This window comes from Streptococcus sp. Marseille-P7375 (assembly GCF_902460365.1).
GTDB classification, from domain to species: domain Bacteria; phylum Bacillota; class Bacilli; order Lactobacillales; family Streptococcaceae; genus Streptococcus; species Streptococcus cristatus_I.
In genome coordinates, this window is record NZ_CABPTR010000001.1 from 682,558 (window position 1) to 706,371 (window position 23,814).

At 40.5% G+C, this 23,814-nt stretch carries 24 protein-coding genes; 12 read left to right on the top strand and 12 right to left on the bottom strand.

Annotated features, from left to right (window positions below):
- Window positions 1–46 precede the first annotated feature (46 nt).
- From FZ954_RS03455 to FZ954_RS03470, 4 genes are all read right to left on the bottom strand, one after another.
- Window positions 47–700: a DNA alkylation repair protein gene (locus tag FZ954_RS03455; RefSeq protein ID WP_148877105.1), complete on the bottom strand. Its 654-nt coding sequence runs from the start codon at window positions 698–700 to the stop codon at window positions 47–49.
- 3 nt (window positions 701–703) lie between these two features.
- A complete protein-coding gene (locus FZ954_RS03460; RefSeq protein ID WP_148877108.1) occupies window positions 704–1,315 on the bottom strand; it encodes a DUF5052 family protein in 612 nt (203 codons plus the stop codon).
- Window positions 1,312–1,854 (bottom strand): hypothetical protein, encoded by a 543-nt coding sequence (locus FZ954_RS03465; RefSeq protein ID WP_148877111.1) that lies wholly within the window; start codon window positions 1,852–1,854, stop codon window positions 1,312–1,314. The genes FZ954_RS03460 and FZ954_RS03465 overlap by 4 nt, the downstream gene beginning before the upstream one ends.
- 133 nt (window positions 1,855–1,987) lie before the next feature.
- Complete coding sequence (locus FZ954_RS03470) at window positions 1,988–3,658, bottom strand: formate--tetrahydrofolate ligase (RefSeq protein WP_148877113.1); 1,671 nt, start codon at window positions 3,656–3,658, stop codon at window positions 1,988–1,990.
- A gap of 207 nt (window positions 3,659–3,865) precedes the next feature.
- Between FZ954_RS03470 and FZ954_RS03475 the strand changes: the two genes are divergently transcribed.
- The 5 genes from FZ954_RS03475 to FZ954_RS03495 all read left to right on the top strand — a co-directional run bounded on the left by FZ954_RS03475 (window position 3,866) and on the right by FZ954_RS03495 (window position 8,023).
- Window positions 3,866–4,558, top strand: a complete 693-nt coding sequence (locus tag FZ954_RS03475) for a phosphopantothenate--cysteine ligase (protein ID WP_148877115.1) — start codon at window positions 3,866–3,868, stop codon at window positions 4,556–4,558.
- Complete coding sequence (gene coaC / locus FZ954_RS03480) at window positions 4,555–5,106, top strand: phosphopantothenoylcysteine decarboxylase (RefSeq protein WP_148877117.1); 552 nt, start codon at window positions 4,555–4,557, stop codon at window positions 5,104–5,106. Before FZ954_RS03475 ends, coaC begins: the two co-directional genes overlap by 4 nt.
- Window positions 5,090–5,653: an ECF transporter S component gene (locus FZ954_RS03485; RefSeq protein WP_148877119.1), complete on the top strand. Its 564-nt coding sequence runs from the start codon at window positions 5,090–5,092 to the stop codon at window positions 5,651–5,653. The genes coaC and FZ954_RS03485 overlap by 17 nt, the downstream gene beginning before the upstream one ends.
- Before the next feature lie 192 nt (window positions 5,654–5,845).
- Window positions 5,846–7,564: a phospho-sugar mutase gene (locus FZ954_RS03490; RefSeq protein ID WP_148877121.1), complete on the top strand. Its 1,719-nt coding sequence runs from the start codon at window positions 5,846–5,848 to the stop codon at window positions 7,562–7,564.
- A gap of 111 nt (window positions 7,565–7,675) precedes the next feature.
- Window positions 7,676–8,023, top strand: a complete 348-nt coding sequence (locus tag FZ954_RS03495) for a PedC/BrcD family bacteriocin maturation disulfide isomerase (protein ID WP_148877123.1) — start codon at window positions 7,676–7,678, stop codon at window positions 8,021–8,023.
- A gap of 802 nt (window positions 8,024–8,825) precedes the next feature.
- On the opposite strand, the gene mutY is transcribed toward FZ954_RS03495, so the two are convergent.
- Genes mutY through FZ954_RS03525 form a run of 5 tightly spaced genes read right to left on the bottom strand, consistent with a single transcriptional unit; the run spans window position 8,826 to window position 13,387 of the window.
- The gene (gene mutY, locus FZ954_RS03505; protein WP_148877127.1) at window positions 8,826–9,974 is read right to left on the bottom strand and encodes an A/G-specific adenine glycosylase; all 1,149 of its coding nucleotides are present in this window, start codon (window positions 9,972–9,974) and stop codon (window positions 8,826–8,828) included.
- Between the two features lie 56 nt (window positions 9,975–10,030).
- Window positions 10,031–11,005, bottom strand: coding sequence for a phosphate acetyltransferase (gene pta, locus FZ954_RS03510; RefSeq protein WP_148877129.1), 975 nt, complete (start codon window positions 11,003–11,005; stop codon window positions 10,031–10,033).
- 18 nt (window positions 11,006–11,023) lie between these two features.
- Window positions 11,024–11,917, bottom strand: a complete 894-nt coding sequence (locus tag FZ954_RS03515) for an RluA family pseudouridine synthase (RefSeq protein WP_148877131.1) — start codon at window positions 11,915–11,917, stop codon at window positions 11,024–11,026.
- On the bottom strand, window positions 11,914–12,732 hold the full coding sequence (locus FZ954_RS03520; protein WP_187423319.1) for an NAD kinase: 819 nt from the start codon (window positions 12,730–12,732) through the stop codon (window positions 11,914–11,916). The genes FZ954_RS03515 and FZ954_RS03520 overlap by 4 nt, the downstream gene beginning before the upstream one ends.
- Window positions 12,716–13,387 (bottom strand): GTP pyrophosphokinase family protein, encoded by a 672-nt coding sequence (locus FZ954_RS03525; RefSeq protein WP_048764356.1) that lies wholly within the window; start codon window positions 13,385–13,387, stop codon window positions 12,716–12,718. The genes FZ954_RS03520 and FZ954_RS03525 overlap by 17 nt, the downstream gene beginning before the upstream one ends.
- 95 nt (window positions 13,388–13,482) lie before the next feature.
- On the opposite strand from FZ954_RS03525, the gene FZ954_RS03530 reads away from it, so the two are divergent.
- The 6 genes from FZ954_RS03530 (at window position 13,483) to FZ954_RS03555 (ending at window position 18,049) form a co-directional block, all read left to right on the top strand.
- Entirely contained in the window at window positions 13,483–14,043 is a 561-nt protein-coding gene (locus FZ954_RS03530; protein ID WP_148877136.1) for a CYTH domain-containing protein, read from the top strand.
- A 78-nt stretch (window positions 14,044–14,121) separates the two neighbouring features.
- Window positions 14,122–15,078, top strand: a complete 957-nt coding sequence (locus FZ954_RS03535; RefSeq protein WP_148877138.1) for a ribose-phosphate diphosphokinase — start codon at window positions 14,122–14,124, stop codon at window positions 15,076–15,078.
- 11 nt (window positions 15,079–15,089) lie between these two features.
- Complete coding sequence (locus FZ954_RS03540; protein ID WP_148877140.1) at window positions 15,090–16,202, top strand: cysteine desulfurase family protein; 1,113 nt, start codon at window positions 15,090–15,092, stop codon at window positions 16,200–16,202.
- A gap of 1 nt (window position 16,203) precedes the next feature.
- Entirely contained in the window at window positions 16,204–16,551 is a 348-nt protein-coding gene (locus FZ954_RS03545) for a DUF1831 domain-containing protein (protein ID WP_125371928.1), read from the top strand.
- Window positions 16,552–16,684: 133 nt separating this feature from the next.
- Complete coding sequence (locus tag FZ954_RS03550) at window positions 16,685–17,332, top strand: redox-sensing transcriptional repressor Rex (RefSeq protein ID WP_005590387.1); 648 nt, start codon at window positions 16,685–16,687, stop codon at window positions 17,330–17,332.
- Window positions 17,333–17,356: 24 nt separating this feature from the next.
- On the top strand, window positions 17,357–18,049 hold the full coding sequence (locus tag FZ954_RS03555; RefSeq protein WP_148877142.1) for a gamma-glutamyl-gamma-aminobutyrate hydrolase family protein: 693 nt from the start codon (window positions 17,357–17,359) through the stop codon (window positions 18,047–18,049).
- Here FZ954_RS03555 and radC read toward each other — a convergent pair.
- Window positions 18,046–18,729, bottom strand: a complete 684-nt coding sequence (radC, locus tag FZ954_RS03560; RefSeq protein WP_148877144.1) for a DNA repair protein RadC — start codon at window positions 18,727–18,729, stop codon at window positions 18,046–18,048. The two genes, FZ954_RS03555 and radC, sit on opposite strands and share 4 nt — an antisense overlap.
- 257 nt (window positions 18,730–18,986) lie before the next feature.
- Between radC and FZ954_RS03565 the strand changes: the two genes are divergently transcribed.
- Entirely contained in the window at window positions 18,987–19,811 is an 825-nt protein-coding gene (locus FZ954_RS03565) for a hypothetical protein (protein ID WP_048764345.1), read from the top strand.
- A gap of 623 nt (window positions 19,812–20,434) precedes the next feature.
- Here FZ954_RS03565 and FZ954_RS03570 read toward each other — a convergent pair.
- Together FZ954_RS03570 and gyrA are read right to left on the bottom strand one after the other, a co-directional pair.
- Window positions 20,435–21,181 (bottom strand): class A sortase, encoded by a 747-nt coding sequence (locus FZ954_RS03570; protein WP_148877146.1) that lies wholly within the window; start codon window positions 21,179–21,181, stop codon window positions 20,435–20,437.
- Between the two features lie 7 nt (window positions 21,182–21,188).
- Entirely contained in the window at window positions 21,189–23,639 is a 2,451-nt protein-coding gene (gene gyrA / locus FZ954_RS03575) for a DNA gyrase subunit A (RefSeq protein ID WP_222861944.1), read from the bottom strand.
- Window positions 23,640–23,814: the final 175 nt, after the last annotated feature.

Here is a 23,814-nt window from a genome sequence, read left to right on the forward strand (position 1 = left end):
CAAACTAAGTAATCCTTCTCTTACAGATATTTTAAATAAATATCTTTCATAAATACTTACTCCCCTCTCGGATACTAAGCGCAGCCATTTCTGTCTGATGCCGCTCAATAAAATCTCTGACCCAGTCTGGATTGGTTTTTGAATAGTCTCTCAGCGCCCAGCCGATGGCCTTGTTAATAAAGAATTCTGTTTGACCAAGATTATTTACTAAAATTTTCTCCAACAGCTCCGTGTCTGTTTCTTCTTTTCGCAATAGCTGATGATCAATGGCTAATCGCCGCAACCAAAAATCTTTATCGCAACTCCATGATAAAATAATCTCTTTTGTTTCTGGAAATCGGGCAATGATAGATCCGACCAAGCGGTCCAAAAAGTCAATGGTATCCCACCAAGACTTAGTTTGAGCTAGTTTCTTCAAACGTGGCAAGTCAGATGGTGTCAATAGTTTCTTGCGAATTTCCAGATAATCTAGCGCGGCATACTGCAATTCTCGATAGGGATTGTCCCAAGATTCATTTATAAAAACCCAATCAATGACGGAGTCTGTCTGTTGTTTAAAAAAAGTCTTTGCGAGCTTCCGTCTAGCTGGAGTCTTGACTCCTAGAAACTCAAATTTATTTTTCATATAGGCTTTCATAGCCGCCGCATCGTCAGGGCTAGCTACCGCTTTTAACTCTTTTACCAATTCCTCTACATTCATAGCTTACTCCAGCAATTCACGGTCGTAAATAGTGTAGTCACAGCGGTAAATCACGAGGCGCTTGCCGTCAATCAGCAACTCAGAGGTTTTGGGAGCATCAGATTTATCAAGAGAGACACGATCCCCAGCATAAGCTGCCAGTGGAGTGCCATTTTGAGAGCGAATCAGAATGACCTTCTTCTTGCCGTTAAAGTCGTTTTTAAAGGCTGAAATCATGCGATTTAGAACAGGGGCAGAATGGCTATTCTCCTCAACATCTGCAGTCTTTTGATATTGAGCAAAGACATCTTTCAAGCCTTTTTCTTCTGCAATCAAGGAAGAACCCACATGATCAATCTCATACTTACCCAAGGTTATTTTGAGCACAGATGAGTCTTCTTTGGAATTCCCTTCCGCATCAACTGAATCAAACTCCTCGTTACGCGAGATGGATAAGGACTTCCCTGACATCTGGTCTATGAGTTGGGAATTCTCATCATAGGTGCGAACCGTCATCTCCAGCCCCAGCCATTCCTCCTTGGCATTTTTGAACCAATTTTCAACGGCCTGACAACCTGTCAAGGTCAAAAGACCAATACTCAAAAGAGATATTAATAGGTATTTCTTTTTCATTATTTATGCTCCATATTTTTTTCGTATAAGGAAATTTCTTTTGCAATTTGTGATTTGGCTGCTTTTCCCGTCAATAATAACTTGAGAGGCCTCATCACTTGCAGTCCTAGGCCATCCATTGCATAGTAAGACAGGCGATAGTAAAAATAATTTACAAATTCAATGATGGAAAACAACCAAAGTAAAACTCCAATAATGATATTACTGCTACTACTCACTCTAAAAGACCAGATCCAAATCGGTATATATGCAAGCAGCATCATAAAATCTAGCACTTTTAATCCTTTATAAAGAGGTGCAAGTAGTTGAGTTTCCAAGGCCTTCTTCTTTTGGATTCGTTTCAAACAGTTAAGCCAATAGATGGAACCTTGAACCAATATCAGATTAAGAATTAACAGTGGGAAATAAAGGACCGCACTAGATGTGGCAAATCGGGTCTCTGGTTTCGTATACAGGGCATACACGATGCAAAATAATACAACACTTATCGATTCCCCTGAGGCCAGATAAATTAATTCCTGTTTGAGACTTCTTTTTTTCAATGTTCATCCTCCTATGAGCAAAAACTAGGTGATGGGAATATGGCTTTATTATATCAAAATATCTGGAATTTAAGTCTAAAAAAGAGAGGCCCAGCGCTATTTAGCCCAACCTCTTCTTATATCTTAAATTCAATTAGAACAAACCAATCGCTGTACCGTCTGCCGCCACATCCATATTGAGTGCAGCAGGGCGTTTTGGTAGACCTGGCATGGTCATGACATCTCCTGTCAAAGCCACGATAAAGCCTGCCCCAAGTTTTGGTACCAATTCACGAATGGTAATTTCAAAGTTTTCGGGTGCTCCAAGTGCATTTGGATTGTCAGAAAAACTGTACTGAGTTTTAGCCATACAGATTGGCATCTTGTCCCAGCCATTCTTGACAATTTCACGAATCTGAGTCTGCGCTTTTTTCTCAAAGTTTACTTTTGAACCGCGATAGATTTCAGTGACAATTTTCTCGATCTTCTCTTCGATAGTTGAATCATTGTCATAAAGACGAGTGTAGTGTGCTGGTTTTTCGTCAATGGTTTTGACTACAGTTTCAGCTAGAGCCACACCGCCTTCAGCGCCATCAGCCCAGACACTGGCAAGCTCAACTGGTACCCCGATTTCTGCACAGAATTCCTTAAGAGTCGCAATTTCAGCTTCTGTATCAGAGACAAATTCATTGATGGCTACGACCGCTGGAATACCGAACTTACGGATATTTTCAACGTGGCGTTTCAAGTTAGCAAAACCTGCGCGAACTGCTTCTACATTTTCTTCTGTAAGTGCATCCTTAGCAACGCCACCATTCATCTTAAGAGCACGAAGTGTTGCAACAATTACCACTGCATCTGGAGAAGTTGGTAAGTTCGGAGTCTTGATATCGAGGAATTTCTCAGCGCCAAGGTCTGCACCGAAGCCAGCTTCAGTCACTGTATAATCAGCCAAGCGCAGCGCTGTGCTAGTCGCCAAAACAGAGTTACAGCCGTGGGCGATATTGGCAAACGGTCCACCGTGGACAAAGGCTGGTGTTCCGTAAATAGTCTGTACCAGATTTGGCTTAATCGCATCTTTCAAGACTAATGCCAAGGCTCCTTCTACCTCAAGGTCACGAACATAGACTGGTGTGCGGTCATAACGATAACCGATAACAATGTTTGCCAAGCGATTTTTCAAATCTTCAATATCTGTTGCCAAGCAAAGAATCGCCATGATTTCAGAAGCAACCGTGATATCAAAACCATCTTCGCGTGGAATACCGTTAACTGGACTTCCTAATCCAATCGTTACATGGCGAAGGGCCCGGTCATTCAGGTCAACCACCCGTTTCCAGATAATGCGACGTTGATCAATTCCCAGAGCATTTCCCTGATGCAGATGATTGTCAATGAGAGCAGACAGAGCATTATTAGCAGTCGTAATGGCGTGCATGTCACCAGTAAAATGTAAGTTAATATCTTCCATCGGTAGGACTTGCGCGTGACCGCCACCAGCTGCTCCTCCTTTGATCCCCATCACTGGTCCCAAGGACGGTTCGCGAATGGCAATCATCGTTTTCTTGCCAATTTTGTTGAGTGCATCAGCTAATCCAATGGTAATGGTAGACTTACCTTCTCCTGCTGGCGTTGGATTGATTGCTGTTACCAAGATCAGCTTACCGACAGGATTTTTCGCTACCTCACGAATTTTGTCAAAACTGAGTTTGGCCTTGTACTTTCCGTACAGCTCCAAATCGTCATAATCAATGCCAATCTTTTTTACCACATCCACAATGGGCTGTAATTCAACACTCTGAGCAATTTCGATATCTGTTTTCATTAAGGAACTCCTCTAATTTGATAAAACTATTATAACAAATATGATACAAAACTGCACATTTAAACTCCAATAGCAACATAATGTTCGGTAATTACTTTAAATATTTTTGCATGATGCATCTTTTCTAGTAAAAAAATAAGTTTGACTAAATTGAACCTTAAGTTAATTTTATTTTACTAAATTCATTTTTTCTTGTAGAATAAAGCTATGAATATATTGATTACCTCTGGCGGAACGAGTGAAAAAATCGACCAAGTCCGCTCTATCACTAATCATTCGACGGGTCAACTTGGAAAAACGATAGCAGAGCATTGTTTGGTAGAGGGTGCTTCGGTGACTCTGCTGACAACGCCAAAAGCTGTCAAACCTGACCTGCATGAAAACCTAACGATTAAGATCATTGAAGATACGGAACAGCTCCTGACAGCTATGGAAGAGCTGGTGCCAGCTCATGATGTACTCATTCATTCGATGGCTGTTTCTGACTATAAACCAGTGTATATGGCAGGATTTGAGGAGGTTCTTGCCAGTTCAGATTTGACAGAGTTTCTGGAAAAAAGTAATTCTGAAAGTAAGATTTCATCTGCTGATGACTATCAGGTACTTTTCCTCAAGAAAAATCCTAAAATTATCAGCAAGGTCAAGGAATGGAATCCCAATATTCGATTGATTGGCTTCAAGCTCTTAGTTGGCGTTTCTAAAGAAGAGTTACTGGCTACTGCTAGAGCCAGCCATGAAAAAAATCAAGCTGAATTAATTGTAGCCAACGATTTGACTGAAATTTCTAGCGGGCAACACCACGCCTATCTCCTAGGAGCAGACACTGTCACAGAAGCTTTCTCCAAGGAAGAAATTGCTGAACAATTGTTAAGCCATATCCAGAAAGGAGACAGTTCATGACCCATGTTACTCTTGCTGTTACAGGCAGTATTTCAGCCTATAAGGCAGCAGATATTACGAGCCAGCTGGGTAAGCTAGGCTATGGTGTATCTGTTCTCATGACGGAAGCTGCCAGTCACTTTATCACCCCGCTGACCTTACAGGTTTTATCAAAGAATCCTGTTTCCCTTGACCTTATGGACGAGCCGAGGCCAGACAAGGTCAACCATATTGAAATCGGCAAAGAAACAAATCTTTTCTTAGTCGCTCCTGCTACAGCCAATACCATCGCCAAACTGGCTAATGGTCTGGCAGACAATATGGTAACCGCTACAGCTCTTGCTCTCCCATCTCATGTCAAAAAAGCCATCGCGCCAGCCATGAATACCAAGATGTATGAAAATCCACTGACTCAGCACAATTTGGAAAGATTAAAAAAATTTGGCTGGGAGATTATCGAACCGCGTGAAGCTATTCTAGCTTGCGGAGATCATGGGACTGGCGCTCTAGCTGATGTCAATACTATTATAGAAAAAGTAAAGGAAATTCTAAATGAGAAAACAGTCTAGTATCGCGCAAATTGCTATCTTTTTTGCTATTATGTTAGTGCTCCATCTGCTGAGCTCTGTTATTTTCAACCTACTACCGGTTCCGATTAAACCAACCATTATTCATATTCCAGTCATTATTGCTAGCATTATCTATGGACCGCGAATTGGAGCTGTTCTTGGCGCTCTGATGGGGGTAATCAGTGTGGTGACCAACACCGTTGTCCTGCTACCAACTAGCTACCTCTTCAGTCCTTTTGTAGAAAACGGTAGTATCAATTCATTGATAATTGCTATGGTTCCACGTATTCTAATTGGAATCACTCCGTATTTTGTTTACAAATGGATGAAAAACAAGCCAGGTTTAGTTTTAGCTGGTGCCGTGGGCTCAATGACTAACACCATCTTCGTTCTCGGAGGAATTTTCATTCTATTTTCATCTGTTTACAATGGAGATATCAAAGCCATGCTTGCATTGATTTTTTCAGCTAATGCAATTTCAGAAATGGTTATTTCTGCTATCCTTACAGTTGCAATCGTTCCAGCACTTGAAAAACTAAAAAAATAATCACTTAAGTGATTATTTTTTTACTCTATTTTTGTTCACTTTTTCAAAGGATTTCATTATTTTTTAGGTCAGCACTTTCAAAAATTATGAAAATATGTTACAATGAAAGCGATTAAACAAACAAGAAAATCTTGCGGCTTATCCTTAAAGACGCGGCGATTTTCTATTTTAAATATAAAGGAGACTCCATCTATGACCTATCAAGAAAACTTCAAAAAATGGCTTGATTTCGCTGAACTTCCTGACTATCTTCGGAAAGAGTTAGAAGGTATGGACGAAAAAACTAAGGAAGATGCCTTTTACACCAATCTTGAGTTTGGTACTGCTGGTATGCGTGGTTTAATTGGCGCTGGTACCAACCGTATCAATATCTATGTGGTCCGTCAGGCAACTGAGGGTTTGGCTCGCTTGATTGAAGAAAAAGGAGATGAGTTCAAAAAACGCGGTGTTGCGATCGCTTACGACTCTCGTCATTTCTCACCAGAATTTTCCTTTGAATCTGCTGCAGTTTTGGCTAAGCACGGCATCAAGTCTTATGTCTTTGAAAGCCTGCGCCCAACTCCAGAACTTTCATTTGCGGTACGTCACTTAGGAACTTTTGCTGGTATTATGATTACAGCCAGCCACAACCCTGCTCCATTTAACGGCTACAAGGTCTATGGTGAAGATGGCGGACAAATGCCTCCACATGATGCAGATGCATTGACCGACTATATCCGTGCGATTGAAAATCCTTTTGCTATTGAAGTTGCTGATGTTGAAGCTGAAAAAGCTTCTGGCTTGATTGAAGTGATTGGCGATACTGTTGATGCTGAATACCTCAAAGAAGTTAAAGATGTCAATATCAACCAAAAACTGATTGATGAATACGGCAAGGACATGAAGATTGTCTATACTCCTCTTCACGGTACTGGTGAAATGCTGGCTCGTCGCGCTTTGGCTCAAGCAGGATTTGACTCTGTGCAAGTCGTTGAAGCTCAAGCTGTAGCTGATCCAGACTTCTCTACTGTTAAGTCTCCAAACCCTGAAAGCCAAGCAGCCTTTGCTTTAGCTGAGGAATTAGGCCGTAAAGTTGGTGCAGATGTCCTGGTCGCAACTGACCCAGATGCTGACCGTGTCGGTGTGGAAGTTCTTCAAAAAGACGGAAGCTACCTCAACCTTTCAGGTAACCAAATCGGGGCTATCATGGCTAAGTACATCTTAGAGGCTCACAAGAGTGCAGGAACTCTGCCAGCTAACGCAGCTCTCTGTAAGTCTATCGTTTCTACTGACTTAGTGACTAAGATTGCTGAAAGCTATGGCGCAACCATGTTCAATGTCTTGACTGGTTTCAAATTTATCGCTGAAAAGATTCAAGAATTCGAAGAAAAGCACAACCACACCTACATGATGGGATTTGAAGAAAGCTTCGGTTACTTGATTAAACCATTCGTACGTGATAAAGACGCTATCCAAGCCGTTCTTGTCGTTGCTGAGCTTGCTGCCTACTACCGCTCACGTGGTTTGACTCTAGCTGACGGTATCGAAGAAATCTACAAAGAATACGGCTACTACGCTGAAAAGACTATCTCTGTTACTCTTTCTGGTGTCGATGGTGCAGAACAAATCAAGGCTATCATGGCTAAGTTCCGTAATAATGCTCCAAAAGAATGGAACCAAACAGCTATTACTGTCGTAGAAGACTTTAAGGCTCAAACTGCTACTGCTGCAGATGGTACTGTTACAAACTTGACAACTCCTCCAAGCGACGTCTTGAAATACACCTTGGCTGATGGTTCATGGATTGCTGTCCGCCCTTCAGGTACAGAGCCAAAAATCAAGTTCTACATTGCCGTTGTCGGTGATAGCAATGAGGATTCTCAAGCTAAGATTGCAAATATTGAAGCGGAAATCAATGCTTTTGTAAAATAAGCAATTATAAAAGATGAGACGAACCAATCTCATCTTTTTTTCGTATCAAATCTAAGCAATTTTAGAAACTTTATGGCATACTAGTTTTATCAAAAGAAATGAGGATCATTTATGGAACAATTTGCTCAAAATATTAAAGACCTAGAAGTCACAACTGTTGACCGAGCTCGTCAAGCGATTGCTGACAAAGAGACCGCAACTTTCTTTGTTGGTCGCAAAACTTGCCCTTACTGCCGTAAATTTGCTGGAACATTGGCTGGTGTTGTGGCTGAAACTAAAGCCCATATCTACTTCATTAACAGCGAAGAAGCCAGCGAATTAGAGAAACTGCAAGCCTTCCGCTCTGAATACAGCATTCCGACGGTTCCTGGTTTTGTTCATGTTCAAGACGGCCAAGTATCTGTTCGTTGTGATTCTTCTATGACTGCAGATGAAATTAAAGCTTTTGCTGGGATTTAAGCACAAGTTCCCATTTAAAGGGTAGTTTATTTGTCTCACGCCTTACAGAGCGAGAAGGACTATAAGTTATTTTAAAAACAAAAAAGACAAACTATATTGTTTGTCTTTTATTTTTCTTTCAAAGTATATATTGGAAAGCCGTGTTCTACTATTCTATCATCTAGTTTAAAATAATTTTTAAACCAATGTTTATATTTTTTAAATAAAGCTTCAATACAGAGATACAGGATGATTAGTGAAAAAATAAATAGAAAAGCGTGCCAATCTTGAAATTTCGAGGAACTTTCAATAAACATAGCCCAGTATACACATGAGAAGAGCAAAAGAACTCCTAAAATTAAATTCACATATAAAATATAGCTCACAAAGAAGAGAAATTGATGTTTCTTTGATCTGTTACTGTAATAAACTTTATAGTTTTCGGTATGTCTTTCGAAGACAGGCAAGTGAAAGGAATAGCGTCCGCTCCCGAACTTGACTAACTCAGGTAAGGCATGATAGCCACACCAATGAAGGATTTTAAAATTTAACTCACGAATTAAGAAAAATAAATTGTAACAAATAAAACAACAAATTAAGATAGAACTGATTTTTGCATGATTAGAATATAATTCGCGAATAAAAGCAAAATATGCAAAAGCCAAAAAATAATTGAAACATGCTAATATAAAATAGAGAATACTAGCAAATATACTACGAGCTCCTATAAAATTTTTATCTGAATAATCTGGTCTATAATCCATATAAGTTACATAATCCTATTCTTTCTTCATAAACCTATGCTCTAAATTGAAATAAACGTTCATTTATTAAATGCCTCCCACATCTTCTGCTGGGGCTTGGCAACAGGGTACTTCTCAAATTTCTCTGGATGTAGCCACAAGACTTCTCCCTCAGCTTCGTGCTGACTATCTTTGACTCGTCCATAAGCTAGCCGGATATGCCACTTGCGATGACTGAAAACATGCTGCACCTTCGGAAAGGACTGTTGCTTCCAATCGACAATCAAATCATAATCCTGCTCAAAGCTTTCTTGAGGAGACAAGTCCAGACTGGGATGATTTTCAGCCACTTCAAATAGAGAGATCTGATTTTCAGTTTGAAATTCCTCGACTTCAATCAAGGGAAAATGCCAAAAACCAGATAACAAGCCAGCAGCCTCATTCTTTTCAAGCAAGAATTGTCCTTGCTCATTTTCGATAATCAAGCCTTGCAGATAAACTGGAACCGGCTTCTTTTTCGGTGCTTTAATCGGGTATTTATCCATTGTTCCGTGCAAATAAGCTGCGCTGAAATCCTTTACAGGACTGTCTTCTGGATGGGGATTAACAGGAGCTTCAATATCCGATCCCAAATCCATCAACGCCTGATTGAAATCTCCGGGTCTGTCTGGATCAATCAAAATCTCCATCATAGCCTGAAAGACCTTGCGATTGCTTGGTTGACCAATATCTAAATCCACTTCAAATAATCGACTCAGCACCCGCATGACATTGCCATCTACCGCAGGCTCAGCTAGTCCAAAGGCAATACTAGCAATGGCACCAGCCGTATAAGGCCCAATCCCTTTGAGGCTAGCAATTCCTTCATAGCTATCAGGAAATTTTCCTGCAAAATCCGTCATTATCTGCTGGGCTGCCTTTTGCATATTTCGCACCCGCGAATAATAGCCCAACCCTTCCCAAGCTTTGAGCAGTCTCTCCTCTGGCGCTTGCGCTAAGTCGGCAACAGTCGGAAACCAGTCAAGAAAGCGCTCATAGTAAGGAATCACAGTATCCACCCGAGTCTGTTGCAGCATAATTTCAGAAACCCAGATATGATAAGGATTGTTTGTTCTGCGCCATGGCAGGTCACGTTTGTTTGCATCATACCAAGTTAATAATTTCTCGCGAAAAGAGGCAATCTTTTCCTCTTCCCACATTTCAATTCCAAATTTTTTTAAATCTACCATTTCTCTCATACTTAAACAGACTAAAAAAGATGAATAATTCATCTTTTTTAGTTATTTTATTGGTCAACACTTTGTGCAGCTGTAATCAGTGTTAAGTTATAAACGTCATCTGAATTACATCCGCGTGAAAGGTCATTTACTGGCTTGTTCAATCCTTGAAGAACTGGACCGACAGCTGAAAATCCGCCTAAACGCTCTGCCATTTTATAGCCGATATTTCCTGCTTCAATGCTTGGGAAGACAAAAACAGTCGCTTTACCTGCAACCTTGCTTCCTGGAGCTTTCAAGGCTGCTGTGCTTGGTACAAATGCAGCATCAAATTGCAATTCCCCGTCAACTTCCAAGTCTGGGCGCAAGTCATGGACCAACTTAGTCGCTTGTACCACTTTATCAACGCTTTCTCCAAAGCCAGAACCTTTAGTTGAATAGCTCAGCATAGCAATCTTAGGATCAATGCCAAACATTTTGGCTGTCACTGCTGAGTTAATCGCGATTTCTGCCAAGGCTTCTGAGTCAGGATTGATGTTAATGGCACAGTCACTGAAAAGATAACGTTCTGAACCACGCACCATGAGGAAGGCACCTGAAGTTCTTGTTACATTTGGCCGTGTTTTAATGATTTGCAAGGCTGGACGGACTGTAGCAGCTGTAGAGTGGATAGAGCCAGAAACCATACCATCTACAATACCGAGGTAAACCAGCATCACCCCAAAATAGTTAACGTCTGTTTTTAAAAGCTCAAGAGCTTCTTCTTCACTGACTTTGCCCTTACGACGCTCTACAAGAGCCGCCACCATCTCTTCCAATCTGTCATAATTTTTAGGATCTATGACTTCATAGCCTTCCGTAATATTTTCGATCTCCAAGTAAATACGGATTTTATCTGGATCTCCCAAAAGAACTGGTGTAACTTCGGATTCTTTGACTATGCGTTTAACTGCTTGAAGGATACGCGGTTCTTGCCCTTCCGGCAATACAATACGAACATTTTTCCCAACAACTGAGTCTCTTAGACTTTCAAAAACTTCCATGAGTTTCTCCTTTAAAATTTAAATATTTTTTGTTAACGATGTAATAGTATTTTGGAAATCAATCGGCAACTGGGATTCCAATTGGAGCTGCTTTTCCAAAAATGGATTATAAAAAGATAAAGAGTGGCAATGCAAGGCCTGACGTGTAATTCCCGCTTCCAAAGTCCCGCCATAGAGATCATCTCCAAGGAGAGGAAATCCAAGATGGGCGAAGTGCACACGAATTTGATGGGTTCGTCCAGTGTGCAAGCGAATATCTACCAGATAGATATCGCCAAACTGCTCCACAACCTTGTAGCTGGTATGGGCATACTTGCCATCCTTTGTCACACATCTAGTAATAATGCTGTCAGGATCGCGCCCGATTGGCGCAATTATATCTCCCTCCGGTTTAAGCTCACCGCTCCCCTGAACGAGTGCGTAATAGCGCTTTTCAATCATTTTTTTCTGCAGTTGCTTATCCAGTCTTGCATGAGCATAGCCATGTTTTGCAAAGAGCATGAGTCCACTAGTATCGCGATCCAATCTCGTCACAATGTGAACCTGCTGATTTTCATAATCTTGCCGAATATAGTAAGCCTTGACAAAGTTTGCCATCGTATTCGAATGGTTGACACTAGGAATACTAGCTACTCCGGCAGGTTTATCTAAAACTAGAAAGTGCTCATCTTCATACACGATCGATAAATCACGATCCACAGCTTCTAGGCTTTCAAAACCTTTCTCAGAAGGGATATCTACTGTCACCTTATCGCCAATATCCAGCAAGTAAATAGCGTTTTGAGGCTGATTATTGACAAGAATATTCCCCCCTGCAAACTTCACTTTGGCCAAAAGCCCTTTCGAAATTTCATGCTTTTTCAAAAATGTTTTGACTTTGACATGCTCATCAGCAATAAATTCAAATCTCATTCTTGGCACTCCTCGATAAAGGAGTCTCTCACGCGATTCCAAAAGCTGGTATGGCTAGGCGAAGCTACAAAGTTAATCTTATGATTATCGATTTGGTACTCAATACGGACAATATTTTTATAAGAAAACGTTTGATTATCGACCGCTATGGTATAGTAATCATTACGAGTCGGTAAGAGCTCAATCTTATCTTTTTTAGGAACGATAACTGAGGAACCTAAAGTACGATAAACACGATTGTTGAGGCTAGCAATCTCTGTCATCTGCAAGGCTTCAATCGTTGGATGTAGAACAGCTCCTCCCAATGATTTATTGTAGGCTGTGCTTCCAGTAGGCGTTGAGACAGAAATCCCATCGCCTCTAAAACGCTCAAAATGGACATTATTGATGACCACATCAACTACCATGGTTCTGTCGGAACGTTTAATCGTTGCTTCATTGAGCGCACGAATCGTCCGAGTTTCCCCATTTTCAAAGGTCAGCTTGACATTTAAAATCGGATAAGAGACCTTGGCACCTGTGTCTAATTTCAGATTTTCCACTAATTTATCGATTTCAAAGTCTCGGTAATCTGTATAAAAACCCAAATGTCCGGTATGGACACCGACAAAGCGCACCTTATCCAGCTGCTCTTCATACTTGTGAAAGGCTGATAGCAGCATCCCATCACCACCGACAGAAATCACGATATCTGGATTTTTGGGTGTCAGGATAAAGCCTGCTTTCCGCAATTTTTGCATCAGAGCTTGAAATACTTCCTCACTCTGCCTTTTGCGATTGCGGATAATCGCAATTTTTTTACCTGTATTCTTCATCTGTATCGTCACTATTTCCAACACCGTCATTTAGCTTACGGTGCAGAGGATCAAAGAGCGCCTGTGCTTCTTGGATGGCATCACGAATGGCTCCCATCTCTTCGTCTAGCTGGTAGGCCAGATTGGCCGTTATCTCCAAGCGTTTCTTGATCTCCTCTGGAAATTCTCCTTTATACTTATAGTTTAAAGAGTGCTCAATCGTTGCCCAAAAGTTCATGGACAAGGTACGAATCTGAATCTCTGCTAAGATAACTTTATTTCCATTAATCGTATCTACTGGATATTCAACAATGGCATGGTAGCTACGGTAACCACTGTCTTTCTTGTTCTTGATGTAATCACGCTCCTGAACGATACGCATATCGGTCCGATTTCGCAAAACTTCTAAAACTTCATCCACATCGTCTACAAATTGAACCATGACACGCAAACCAGCAATATCCTGCATCTCTTGGGCTAAGTTTTCCTCAGTAATCCCGCGAAGTTCCATTTTTTCCTTGATGCTTTCAATATGTTTTACGCGACCGGTTACAAACTCGATCGGTGAATGGCGTTGCTGTTTGCGATACTGTTTGCGAATGCCACGAAGCTTTATTTTCAACTCACCAACCGCCTGAATATATGGATCCAGAAAATCTTCCCAATCTATTGTCATATACATACCTTGTCATCTATTCGTTTTTTGTATAAAATAAACACAGTTGTTATTATAACATAAAATCGCTTTCAAATAAAGAAAAGGATTTAAAAATGAACCATTTAGAAATTGAATACAAAACAATGCTAACAGAAGACGAACATAAACGACTTCTGACCTTATTTGATCATGTCCAGCCAATTTTCCAAGTCAACTATTATATTGATTCGGCTGACTTTGCTCTTCGTGAAGCTCGTATGGCTCTGCGAGTCCGAACCACTCCTGACGCTGCTGAGTTTACTCTAAAAATTCCTCAAAAACTTGGAAATTTCGAATACAACCAAGCCTTGTCCGAAGATGAATTTAAGGAAATTACAGAAAATTTGCAATTTCCTCAGGGAGAAATCTTAGATAAACTCCAAGAAAAAGGAATCCCAGTTGACAAACTAACAATACTTGGAACCCTTGAAAATATTCGATACGAAAAACAAGATGCACTCGGACTTTTTGCCTTAGACGAAAGCCGTTACTTTGGCAAAAAAGATTTCGAACTAGAATTAGAAATCAATGATATTGAAGAGGGGGAGCAAAAGTTCAAAGACTTTTTAAACGAAAATCAAATCCAATACAAGCCTGGTAAAAGTAAGATTGCCAGATTTGCCGAAAACTTGTAAAAATGCTGAAATAATCTCATTTTTTTGGTAAAATAATATTTATAAATCTAAAGAGACAAAAAGAGGATGGTCATTCTAATGTCAGACAAAAAAAATATGAAGCTTTTCTCCCTCAATTCCAATCACTCAATTGCTGAGAAGATTGCTGAAGCTGCCGGAGTACCTTTAGGCAAGCTTTCTTCCCGCCAATTTTCTGATGGCGAGATTCAGATCAACATCGAGGAGAGTGTTCGTGGCTATGATATCTATATCATCCAGTCTACCAGCTTCCCAGTCAATAATCACTTGATGGAATTATTGATTATGGTTGATGCCTGTAAACGAGCAAGTGCCAATACCGTAACTGTGGTTATGCCCTATTTTGGTTATGCCCGCCAAGATCGGACGGCCGCTCCTCGCGAGCCAATCACTGCAAAACTCGTGGCCAACATGCTCGTTGGAGCTGGCGTAGATAGAGTCATCTCACTTGACCTTCACGCTGTCCAAGTACAAGGATTCTTTGATATTCCTGTTGACAATCTCTTCACCATTCCATTGTTTGCCGAACATTATTGCAATATGGGATTAACTGGCGAGGATGTTGTCGTCGTTAGCCCGAAAAATTCTGGCGTGAAACGCGCTCGTAGCTTGGCAGAATATCTCGATGCTCCAATCGCCATCATCGACTACGGTGAAGATGAAGCAGGACGCTCTGAAGGCTATATCATCGGTGAAGTTGAAGGTAAAAAAGCTATTTTGATTGACGATATCTTGAATACCGGTCGTACCTTCTCAGAAGCTGCTAAAATCGTTGAACGTGAAGGTGCTGTCGAGATCTATGCTGTCTCAAGTCATGGTTTATTTGCAGATGAAGCTGCAGACGTACTAGACAGTGTTCCTATCCGAGAAATCTTGGTGACTGACTCTGTTGATACCAAAGAAAAGACTCCGAAGAATGTTCACTATATCACAGCCAGCGAGTTGATTGGTGATGCTATCGTGCGTATTCAAGAAAGAAAACCAGTCAGCCCACTTTTTGCTTTTCAAAAGAAATAAGGGATAAATTTATGATTTATTTAGATAATGCTGCTACGACTGCCTTGTCACCTGCTGCAATTGAGTCTATGACTCAGGCAATGACAGTCTTCGGTAATCCATCCAGTACCCACAGCCACGGGCGAGAAGCTAAAAAACTGCTCCGACAAGCTCGCGAAGATATTGCTAAAGTTCTACACACACAAAGCAAAAATATCCTCTTAACCTCAGGTGGTACTGAAAGCAATAACACTGCTATTAAGGGCTATGCCCTGCGCCATCAGAATCAAGGCAAGCATATTATCACTACGGCCATTGAACACCATGCTGTTTTAGAGCCCGTTGAATACTTGGTGGAGCACTTTGGTTTTGAAGTCACTATTATTCAGCCAGTAGATGGGCAAATCCGAACGGAAGATATCAAGAATGCTCTCAGATCAGATACTATCCTTGTCTCAGTCATGGCTGTCAACAATGAAACAGGCTATATTTTGCCGATTCAAGAAATTGGTGAATTACTAAAGGATCATCCTGCTGCCTTTCACGTTGATGCGGTCCAAGCCGTCGGCAAGCTCCCCATCTATCCTGAAGAATGGGGAATCAATTTCCTGAGTGCATCAGCTCATAAATTCCACGGTCCGAAAGGGGTTGGATTTCTCTATGCTGACCAGATGGATTTTGATAATTTCATGCATGGCGGCGATCAAGAAAACAAGCATCGAGCGGGTACAGAAAACCTCGTTTCCATTGTCGGAATGGCAACTGCCCTTTCTGAAAATGTTGCCCACTTAGAGGAAAATCTTGAGCATGCCCAGCAGTTAAAAGATACTTTACTGAACAACCTAGCGGATATAGACTATTACCTAAACGAAAGTCAGCCTAGCCTGCCTTATGTTGTCAATATTGGATTTCCAAACCAAAAGAATGATCTTATCTTGCTTCAAATGGATCTTAATGGCTTTTCAATCTCGACTGGCTCTGCTTGTACAGCTGGTGCTGTTCAGCCCAGTCATGTCCTTCAAGCCTTATATGGCCCAAACTCTGAGCGCCTAAAAGAATCCATTCGTATCAGTGTATCAGACCAAACTAGCATCCAAGAAATCAAACTATTCAGTCAAAAACTAAAAGAAATACTAGGAGGATAAGATGGCTTTTCAAACATCTGTTAGCTTAGCAAACTGCGACTTCACCTACTCACTCCATCCAAATGTTAAGAAATTTACCTTGCGGGACAATACATTTGCTGAAACAAAAGTTGGTAATTACGAGCTTTCTCGCTTACTTGAAGCTGTCCCTAATAGTGGCGATGGATTCTTGCTTAAGATTATCATCAATAAAGATCTAAGCGGAGTTAAAATCAATATTACGGACAAGTCTGGTTTAAGATTGGTTAATATCTTCAAATCAGAAAAACACCATATTATTCAGCAAAAATTCTATTTCCTGATGGATAGTTTAGTTGAAAGAGATATTTTTGAAAAAACACCCCAATAAGCGAAATTCTAAGAATTTTGCTTATTTCTATTATTTTATCTATCTTTATTAGTATAATAATATTTTGTTCATCAAATTAGTTGATTTTTTCACAAGCTTTCTATAGAATAGAAGATAGAAAGGTCGTGATTTTGTGAAAACTGAAAAAAGCAATTCTATTCCACGTGCTACTGCTAAACGGCTCTCCCTCTACTACCGGATTTTCAAACGATTTAATGCAGAAAATATTGAAAAGGCCAATTCAAAACAAATCGCAGAGGCGATTGGAATCGACTCTGCGACTGTTCGGCGTGACTTTTCTTACTTCGGTGAGTTAGGTCGTAGAGGTTTTGGCTACGATGTCAAGAAACTAATGAATTTCTTTGCCAATCTTCTCAATGACAACTCTATTACAAATGTCATGATTGTTGGTGTCGGAAATATGGGCCGTGCCCTTTTACACTACCGCTTTCATGAACGGAATAAAATGAAGATTGTAATGGCCTTTGATACAGATGATTATTCTGACGTCGGAACCACCACAAATGATGGAATTCCTATTTATGGAATTTCTCAAATTAAAGAAAAGGTCCAGGAAGGAAACGTAAAGACAGCCATTCTGACAGTGCCGAGCGTTAAGGCACAAGAAGTCGCATCCGTCTTGGTTGATGCTGGTATCAAGGGAATTCTTTGCTTCTCCCCAGTGCACCTATCTGTCCCCAAAGATGTGGTTGTGCAATATGTGGACCTAACCAGCGAACTCCAAACCTTACTCTACTTTATGAGAAAAGATGATGAGTAAGGTAAGAAAGGAAACAGACACTTTATGAAAAAACCGATTATCGGTATAACAGGAAACCAAAGGGATATTCCCAACGATCAATTTATCCATATCAGTTATACTTCAACTGGCTTTATCGAGGGAGTCAATAAAGTTGGAGGAATCCCAATTATCTTACCAATTGGTGATGAAGCCTTAGCTCACACCTATATCACTATGATCGATAAACTGATCCTTACCGGTGGACAAAATGTCCAGCCTCATTTCTACGGAGAAGAACAGACTATCGAAAGTGATGATTATCTGCTTCAAAGGGATCTATTTGAACTATCTCTCATCCGAGAAGCACGGAAGCAAAACAAGCCTATTTTTGGCGTCTGTCGTGGTACTCAGCTTTACAATGTTGCTATGGGTGGCACACTTCACCAAGACATCGAGAATCACTGGCAAGATAGCACTGCTCAATACACTACACAGACTATGGTCACTAAAAATGGCTCCATCCTCCATGAATTATACGGACCTACTTGCCAAATCAACTCATTCCATCACCAAAGTATCAAGGATCTAGCGAAACATCTAGAAGTTATAGCCTACGATCCTCGGGATAAGGTCATTGAGGCTGTTACCTCGACTGATGGAAGTCCATTTCTTGGTGTGCAGTGGCATCCAGAATTTCTATTTCCCACAAGAACGGGGGATTTAGCCTTGTTTGATTATGTGGTTAACAAACTTTAGATCAAATCCGTTTTTTCACGATAGCTATAATAATTATTTTTGGAAACAATTAAATGATCTAAAAGAACCAACCCCATTAGCTCACAAGCTTCTTTCATGTGTTTGGTGACCTCATCGTCATTCTTACTTGGTAAAGTCACTCCAGAAGGATGATTGTGCACAAGTATAATAGATGTCGCCAAGTGTTTGAGAGCATAATGCAAAATCTCGCGCGGTTCAGCCATACTTCTAGTTACCGTTCCTACAAAGATTGTCTGCTGATGGATGATCTGGTTTTGACTATTGAGATAAATAGCAACCAAACATTCCTGCTTTTTATCTCCCAATTCGACCTGCATTTTGCGAGCTAGTTTTTGACTGCCAAGAATTTGCTCCCTCTCCAGCACTTCAGCTTTGTTGATACGACAGCCAAGCTCAATAATGGCCTGCAACTCAACAGCCTTCACAGGGCCAATTCCTGAAATTGTCTGTAATTCCTGTAAAGTCAAATATTTCAAATCATTCAAACTAGAAATCGATGATAATATCCTTTGAGAAACTTGAAAAACAGTTTCTTTTTTGCTGCCTGTTCGCAAAAATATAGATAGCAATTCCTGATTACTAAGTTTATCCGCTCCTTCTCTTATCAGCCGTTCACGCGGCATCATACTTATGTCATCCTGCAATGAAATACGATACATATCAACCTCCTTACTTATTAATTCGCTATTAAGTAAAAAAAAGAACCTAAATAAATGAACTACATACCAAACGTTTGATAATATATTTATCAATTGAGGTAGCTCACTTATTTAGGTTATTTTATTCTTAATTACTAAATATTGAAAAGGCAACAATTTTCTGTACAAAATTATTAAAGAAACTCAATAATAAATCAGAACAAAATACTTGACATTATATATATATAATATAGATACTATTTAAAAGGAGAATTTTTATGAAGCAAAATGATGCTTATTCTGTAGTTATACAGACAATCAATGCGGCTAGCCAACTTCCAGTCGTGAAGGTAGATAGAGAAGAATTCCTTCGTAATCAATTTAAAGATAGTAGATACCTTGATAGTATTTTGGAACATGGTCCTCAAATAGTTTTCACACCAGAGGCATTGAGAAAAAGGGCTGAAAAAATAATCAAAGATAGCACCGCCAAAACCTCTTTCACTTCTTTTGTTGCTGGATTACCTTCAAATCCAGTTACTGCTGTAGTTGCTGGTGGAGCAGATATTGTTCAATATATGGGCTTTGCTCTAAATTTAGCTCAACAAATTGCTTATTTATTTGGAGAAGACGACTTATATAAAGGAAACTATAAGGAATTACCTGAAGAAGTACAAATACGAATCATCTCTTACCTTGGAATAATGTTCGGTGCAAGTGGAGCAACTGCATTGATTGCAAATGTTTCTAAGACAGCAGGAAAGAATCTTGGGAAAATGGTAGCTAAACAAGCATTAACTAAAACAGCTTGGTATCCTCTTGTGAAAAAAGTCGGAACAATTATTGGCGTAAACATTACAAAAAAATCAGTTGGTTCTATAATTACAAAGACAGTTCCAATTCTAGGAGGATTAGCTTCAGGAGGAATTACTTACTTTACATTTAAGCCGATGGGAACAAGACTTGCTGACACATTTGAAAAAATGTTAAAGGGAGAATATAAACTAGATCTTGGTATTGAAGATGAGTTAAATCCAGAATTCAAAGATAGCTTAAATGACAGCGAAATAATTGACGCTGAGTTTTCTGAAATTAAAGAGTAGATGTTCATTTTTAATTATAATCAATTACAAGCTAAGACCGTAGAAACGGTCTTTTTAATATAAATTGCTTAAATTTTAAAATTAAGTTTGAAATCATACTCAAAATAATCAAGAATGGCTGAAGTCCATTCTCTACATACAATCAATTTAAGTTGACAAGAAGATGAGATTTAAATACTCTCTTGAATTTATTAATGTTCTCATTCAATTTTCTATATACTTCTTTCTTAAACCCACGTTTTAAAATCTCAACCCAGACTTGCTCAATAGGGTTCATTCAGGTATCTAAGGTGGAATGGAGGTAAATTCTATATTTTCAGAGATATTCAAGGTTTGGATATCCACAATTCCATAATAATAGCGAAACTTACGAATATGCTGACCGGCTACATGAGAACGATAGCCCCTTGGATACGAGCATGAACCAATTTTACTAACACAATCGAAACCCGTCTCATCTTGATATATAAGACAGTTAGTTTGATAATTTTCCTTTGATAATTTTCCCATGAATAAAGTGCTTACTCGCTCTCTCCTTAAATTTTGTCTTTCAAGTATTATTATAGATATCTTCAACCAAAAAACGAAGTAACTCTTGTTACTTCGTTTTACAATATTTCTTATTATAGCTGCATTTGATTATAAGATCGACTGAAAGCATCTAAAATATCTTTTGGTGCCTTGTCATAATCAATCGTACTTTCAAGCGTTCCTTTAACAATGGTTCGACTGGTTGCTGCCGCATCCTCACATGTAACTAAAGTGATTTCAGCAACTCCCTCTGTGTCATTGATGACATCCACGCGCTCTGGCGCGACACTTTCTATACTAGAAATCGTATAGGTATAGATCTTATCCTTATCCGTGATATAGATTTTCATCCCTATTTTGGCACGATCTAGAGGCGAAAAGAGCATATCACTAGCTCCAGTAATTCCAAAGACATGGTGGCTGGCCAAGGCATAATTTCCTTGTCCCATCTGTTGATCTTCTTTCATAGTGCCAGCACCATAGTAGAGTCCAACATTATCCAAACCTTTGAAAATTGGCAGATTCATCGACACTTCAGGAATCGAAATGCCACCGATAACTGGTAGTTTTTGAGCCTGCCACTGAGCATTGATCACCGCTTCTGTCGAAAGAGATTGGACTTCGCTAAACTCAAAAGTCGACTCGACTGCCTTATTTTGCTTGATTTCTTCCTTAGAAACTTTGCTAACCTGGTATTGATTTGTGTGCCAAACCATGATCATATTTCGGATAGACGAGTTGAAAATCAGAGCTAGGGCAACTAGAAATAAAAGCAAAACTGCACAGTTAATGATGAAATTTCTGAGCTTGAATTTCTTCTTAGATTTCTTCACATTCATCCTCCTCTTATTCTACTTCTTCCTCATCGTCTTTTTCATCAGGCGCAACCGTTGTAAAGGTGACAATCTGAGCATTTTGGTCCAGACGCATAACCTTCACTCCCATAGTTGAGCGGCCTGTCTGAGAAATATTAGCCACACTGGTCCGAATGATGACGCCTGTATTAGTGATGATCATCAAATCTTCTTCGCCAGTAACAGTCATCAAACCTGCCAGAGGTCCATTTTTATCTGTGATATTGACTGTTTTAATCCCTTTACCACCACGGCCCTTGGTTGGATACTCACTAGCAAGAGTTCGCTTACCATAGCCTTTTTCGGTGATGACAAGCACTTCGTCACCCTCAGTAATCACACCTGCTCCAACGACTTGGTCGCCGTCACGCAGATTGACCCCACGAACACCAGTCGCTATACGGCTCATGCTTCGGACAGCTGTCTCATTGAAGCGGACAGAATAACCAAACTTAGTACCAATGATAACGTCTGCAGCACCGTCCGTCAGAAAGACATTGATAAGCTCGTCTTCATCTTTCAAATTCAGGGCCTTGAGACCGTTCTGACGGATATTAGCAAATTCTGTCACGCTGGTTCGTTTAACCACACCTAGACGGGTCGTAAAGAAGAGATAGGAATGATCGCTACTGTCTTGCTGGACATTAATAATGGTCTGAATGGTCTCTCCTTCATCCAGTTTCAAGAGATTGACCACTGGCAAGCCCTTAGCTGTACGGCCATACTCAGGGATTTCATATCCTTTGAGACGATAAACTCGGCCTTTGTTAGTAAAGAAGAGCAGTCTATCGTGGGTACTTGTTGAAACCAGCTCTTTGACGAAGTCATCATCTTTGACACCAGTTCCTTGAACACCTCGGCCACCACGTTTCTGAGCAGTGAATTCTGCCTGATTCAGACGTTTAATATAGCCTTTATTAGACAAGGTAATCAAAACATCCGCTTCCTCGATCAAATCTTCATCTTCAAGAGAAAGAACTTCTCCCACCATCAGCTCAGTTCGGCGGTCATCAGCAAATTTACGTTTGACCTCATCTAGCTCTTCCTTGATAATTGCGACAACGCGCTCTGGCTTAGCCAAGATATCAGCCAAGTCCGCAATCAAAGCAATCAGTTCGTCATACTCTGACTGAATCTTATCTCGTTCCAAACCAGTCAGACGACGCAGACGCATGTCAAGGATAGCCTGACTCTGGCGCTCAGAAAGTTCAAACTTAGCCATCAATTCAGCCTGAGCTTCTGCATCCGTCTCGCTATTACGGATAATGCGGATCACTTCATCAATATGATCCAGCGCAATCAGCAAACCAGCTAAGATGTGTGCTCGAGCTTCCGCCTTTTCTTTATCGAAGGCTGTCCGTCGAGTCACCACTTCCTTTTGGTGCTCAATGTAGGCCAACAAAATCTCACGCAGAGACAGAATCTTCGGCACTCCATTTTGAATAGCCAGCATATTGAAGCTGAAATTGGTCTGCATCTGAGTCAACTTGAAAAGGTTATTTAGAATGACATGAGCAGAGGCATCACGACGAACCTCAATGACAAAACGGACCCCTTCACGGTTGGACTCATCACGAACAGCTGTGATACCGTCAATGCGTTTTTCCTGCACCAGACGAACGATGTGCTCATGGACCTTAGTCTTATTAACCATGTATGGAAACTCGGTTACGACAATTCGCTCTCGGCCATTTTTCATCTCTTCGATTTCAGTGCGAGAACGAAGAACAATTGAACCCTTCCCTGTTTCATAAGCCCGGTGAATACCAGACTTACCCATAACCAGTGCACCTGTTGGAAAATCTGGTCCAGGCAGGACTTCCATGATGTCACGAGTCGTTGCTTCTGGATTGTCCATAACCAGCTTAACAGCATCAATAGACTCACCAAGATTATGAGGTGGGATATTAGTCGCCATCCCAACGGCAATCCCTGTCGCTCCATTGACGAGCAAGTTAGGGAAGCGAGCAGGAAGAACCATCGGCTCTCTCTCGCTGGCATCATAGTTGTCAATATAGTCAACAGTGTTTTTATTAATATCACGAAGCATCTCCAGAGCAATCTTGCTCATACGTGCTTCTGTATAACGCTGGGCAGCGGCACCGTCTCCGTCCATCGAACCGAAGTTTCCATGGCCGTCTACCAGCATGTAGCGATAGCTCCACCATTGAGCCATCCGCACCATCGCTTCATAAATAGAAGAGTCACCATGTGGGTGATACTTACCCATGACATCCCCTGTGATACGAGCTGATTTCTTGTGAGGCTTATCAGGCGTAACGCCTAGCTCATTCATGCCATAAAGAATCCGGCGATGAACCGGCTTAAGACCATCGCGAACATCTGGAAGAGCCCGAGCCACGATAACACTCATTGCATAATCGATGAAACTGGTCTTCATTTCGCTGGTCAAATTGACATCTACTAAGTTTCTATCTTGCATTAAAAAATGCCTCATTTCAATATTAAATCACTATCTCATTATACCACATTTTAGCTATATTTTCAGTATTTAAAACCGAATATAAAAACGTTTACATAGCCTTTTAGGGGTCAAAATACCACGGTGAGCCGTGACAAACTGTATCAAAAGTGGTAGAATGTAATTGTATGGGGAA

What these genes read in the sequence shown, in the direction of transcription:
- FZ954_RS03455 (WP_148877105.1), bottom strand. Translation starts at nt 700, where the DNA reads ATGAATGTAGAGGAATTGGTAAAAGAGTTAAAAGCGGTAGCTAGCCCT.
- FZ954_RS03470 (WP_148877113.1), bottom strand. Translation starts at nt 3,658, where the DNA reads ATGAAAACAGATATCGAAATTGCTCAGAGTGTTGAATTACAGCCCATT.
- FZ954_RS03475 (WP_148877115.1), top strand. Translation starts at nt 3,866, where the DNA reads ATGAATATATTGATTACCTCTGGCGGAACGAGTGAAAAAATCGACCAA.
- coaC (WP_148877117.1), top strand. Translation starts at nt 4,555, where the DNA reads ATGACCCATGTTACTCTTGCTGTTACAGGCAGTATTTCAGCCTATAAG.
- FZ954_RS03485 (WP_148877119.1), top strand. Translation starts at nt 5,090, where the DNA reads ATGAGAAAACAGTCTAGTATCGCGCAAATTGCTATCTTTTTTGCTATT.
- FZ954_RS03490 (WP_148877121.1), top strand. Translation starts at nt 5,846, where the DNA reads ATGACCTATCAAGAAAACTTCAAAAAATGGCTTGATTTCGCTGAACTT.
- FZ954_RS03495 (WP_148877123.1), top strand. Translation starts at nt 7,676, where the DNA reads ATGGAACAATTTGCTCAAAATATTAAAGACCTAGAAGTCACAACTGTT.
- mutY (WP_148877127.1), bottom strand. Translation starts at nt 9,974, where the DNA reads ATGGTAGATTTAAAAAAATTTGGAATTGAAATGTGGGAAGAGGAAAAG.
- pta (WP_148877129.1), bottom strand. Translation starts at nt 11,005, where the DNA reads ATGGAAGTTTTTGAAAGTCTAAGAGACTCAGTTGTTGGGAAAAATGTT.
- FZ954_RS03515 (WP_148877131.1), bottom strand. Translation starts at nt 11,917, where the DNA reads ATGAGATTTGAATTTATTGCTGATGAGCATGTCAAAGTCAAAACATTT.
- FZ954_RS03520 (WP_187423319.1), bottom strand. Translation starts at nt 12,732, where the DNA reads ATGAAGAATACAGGTAAAAAAATTGCGATTATCCGCAATCGCAAAAGG.
- FZ954_RS03525 (WP_048764356.1), bottom strand. Translation starts at nt 13,387, where the DNA reads ATGACAATAGATTGGGAAGATTTTCTGGATCCATATATTCAGGCGGTT.
- FZ954_RS03530 (WP_148877136.1), top strand. Translation starts at nt 13,483, where the DNA reads ATGAACCATTTAGAAATTGAATACAAAACAATGCTAACAGAAGACGAA.
- FZ954_RS03535 (WP_148877138.1), top strand. Translation starts at nt 14,122, where the DNA reads ATGTCAGACAAAAAAAATATGAAGCTTTTCTCCCTCAATTCCAATCAC.
- FZ954_RS03540 (WP_148877140.1), top strand. Translation starts at nt 15,090, where the DNA reads ATGATTTATTTAGATAATGCTGCTACGACTGCCTTGTCACCTGCTGCA.
- FZ954_RS03545 (WP_125371928.1), top strand. Translation starts at nt 16,204, where the DNA reads ATGGCTTTTCAAACATCTGTTAGCTTAGCAAACTGCGACTTCACCTAC.
- FZ954_RS03555 (WP_148877142.1), top strand. Translation starts at nt 17,357, where the DNA reads ATGAAAAAACCGATTATCGGTATAACAGGAAACCAAAGGGATATTCCC.
- radC (WP_148877144.1), bottom strand. Translation starts at nt 18,729, where the DNA reads ATGTATCGTATTTCATTGCAGGATGACATAAGTATGATGCCGCGTGAA.
- FZ954_RS03565 (WP_048764345.1), top strand. Translation starts at nt 18,987, where the DNA reads ATGAAGCAAAATGATGCTTATTCTGTAGTTATACAGACAATCAATGCG.
- FZ954_RS03570 (WP_148877146.1), bottom strand. Translation starts at nt 21,181, where the DNA reads ATGAATGTGAAGAAATCTAAGAAGAAATTCAAGCTCAGAAATTTCATC.
- gyrA (WP_222861944.1), bottom strand. Translation starts at nt 23,639, where the DNA reads ATGCAAGATAGAAACTTAGTAGATGTCAATTTGACCAGCGAAATGAAG.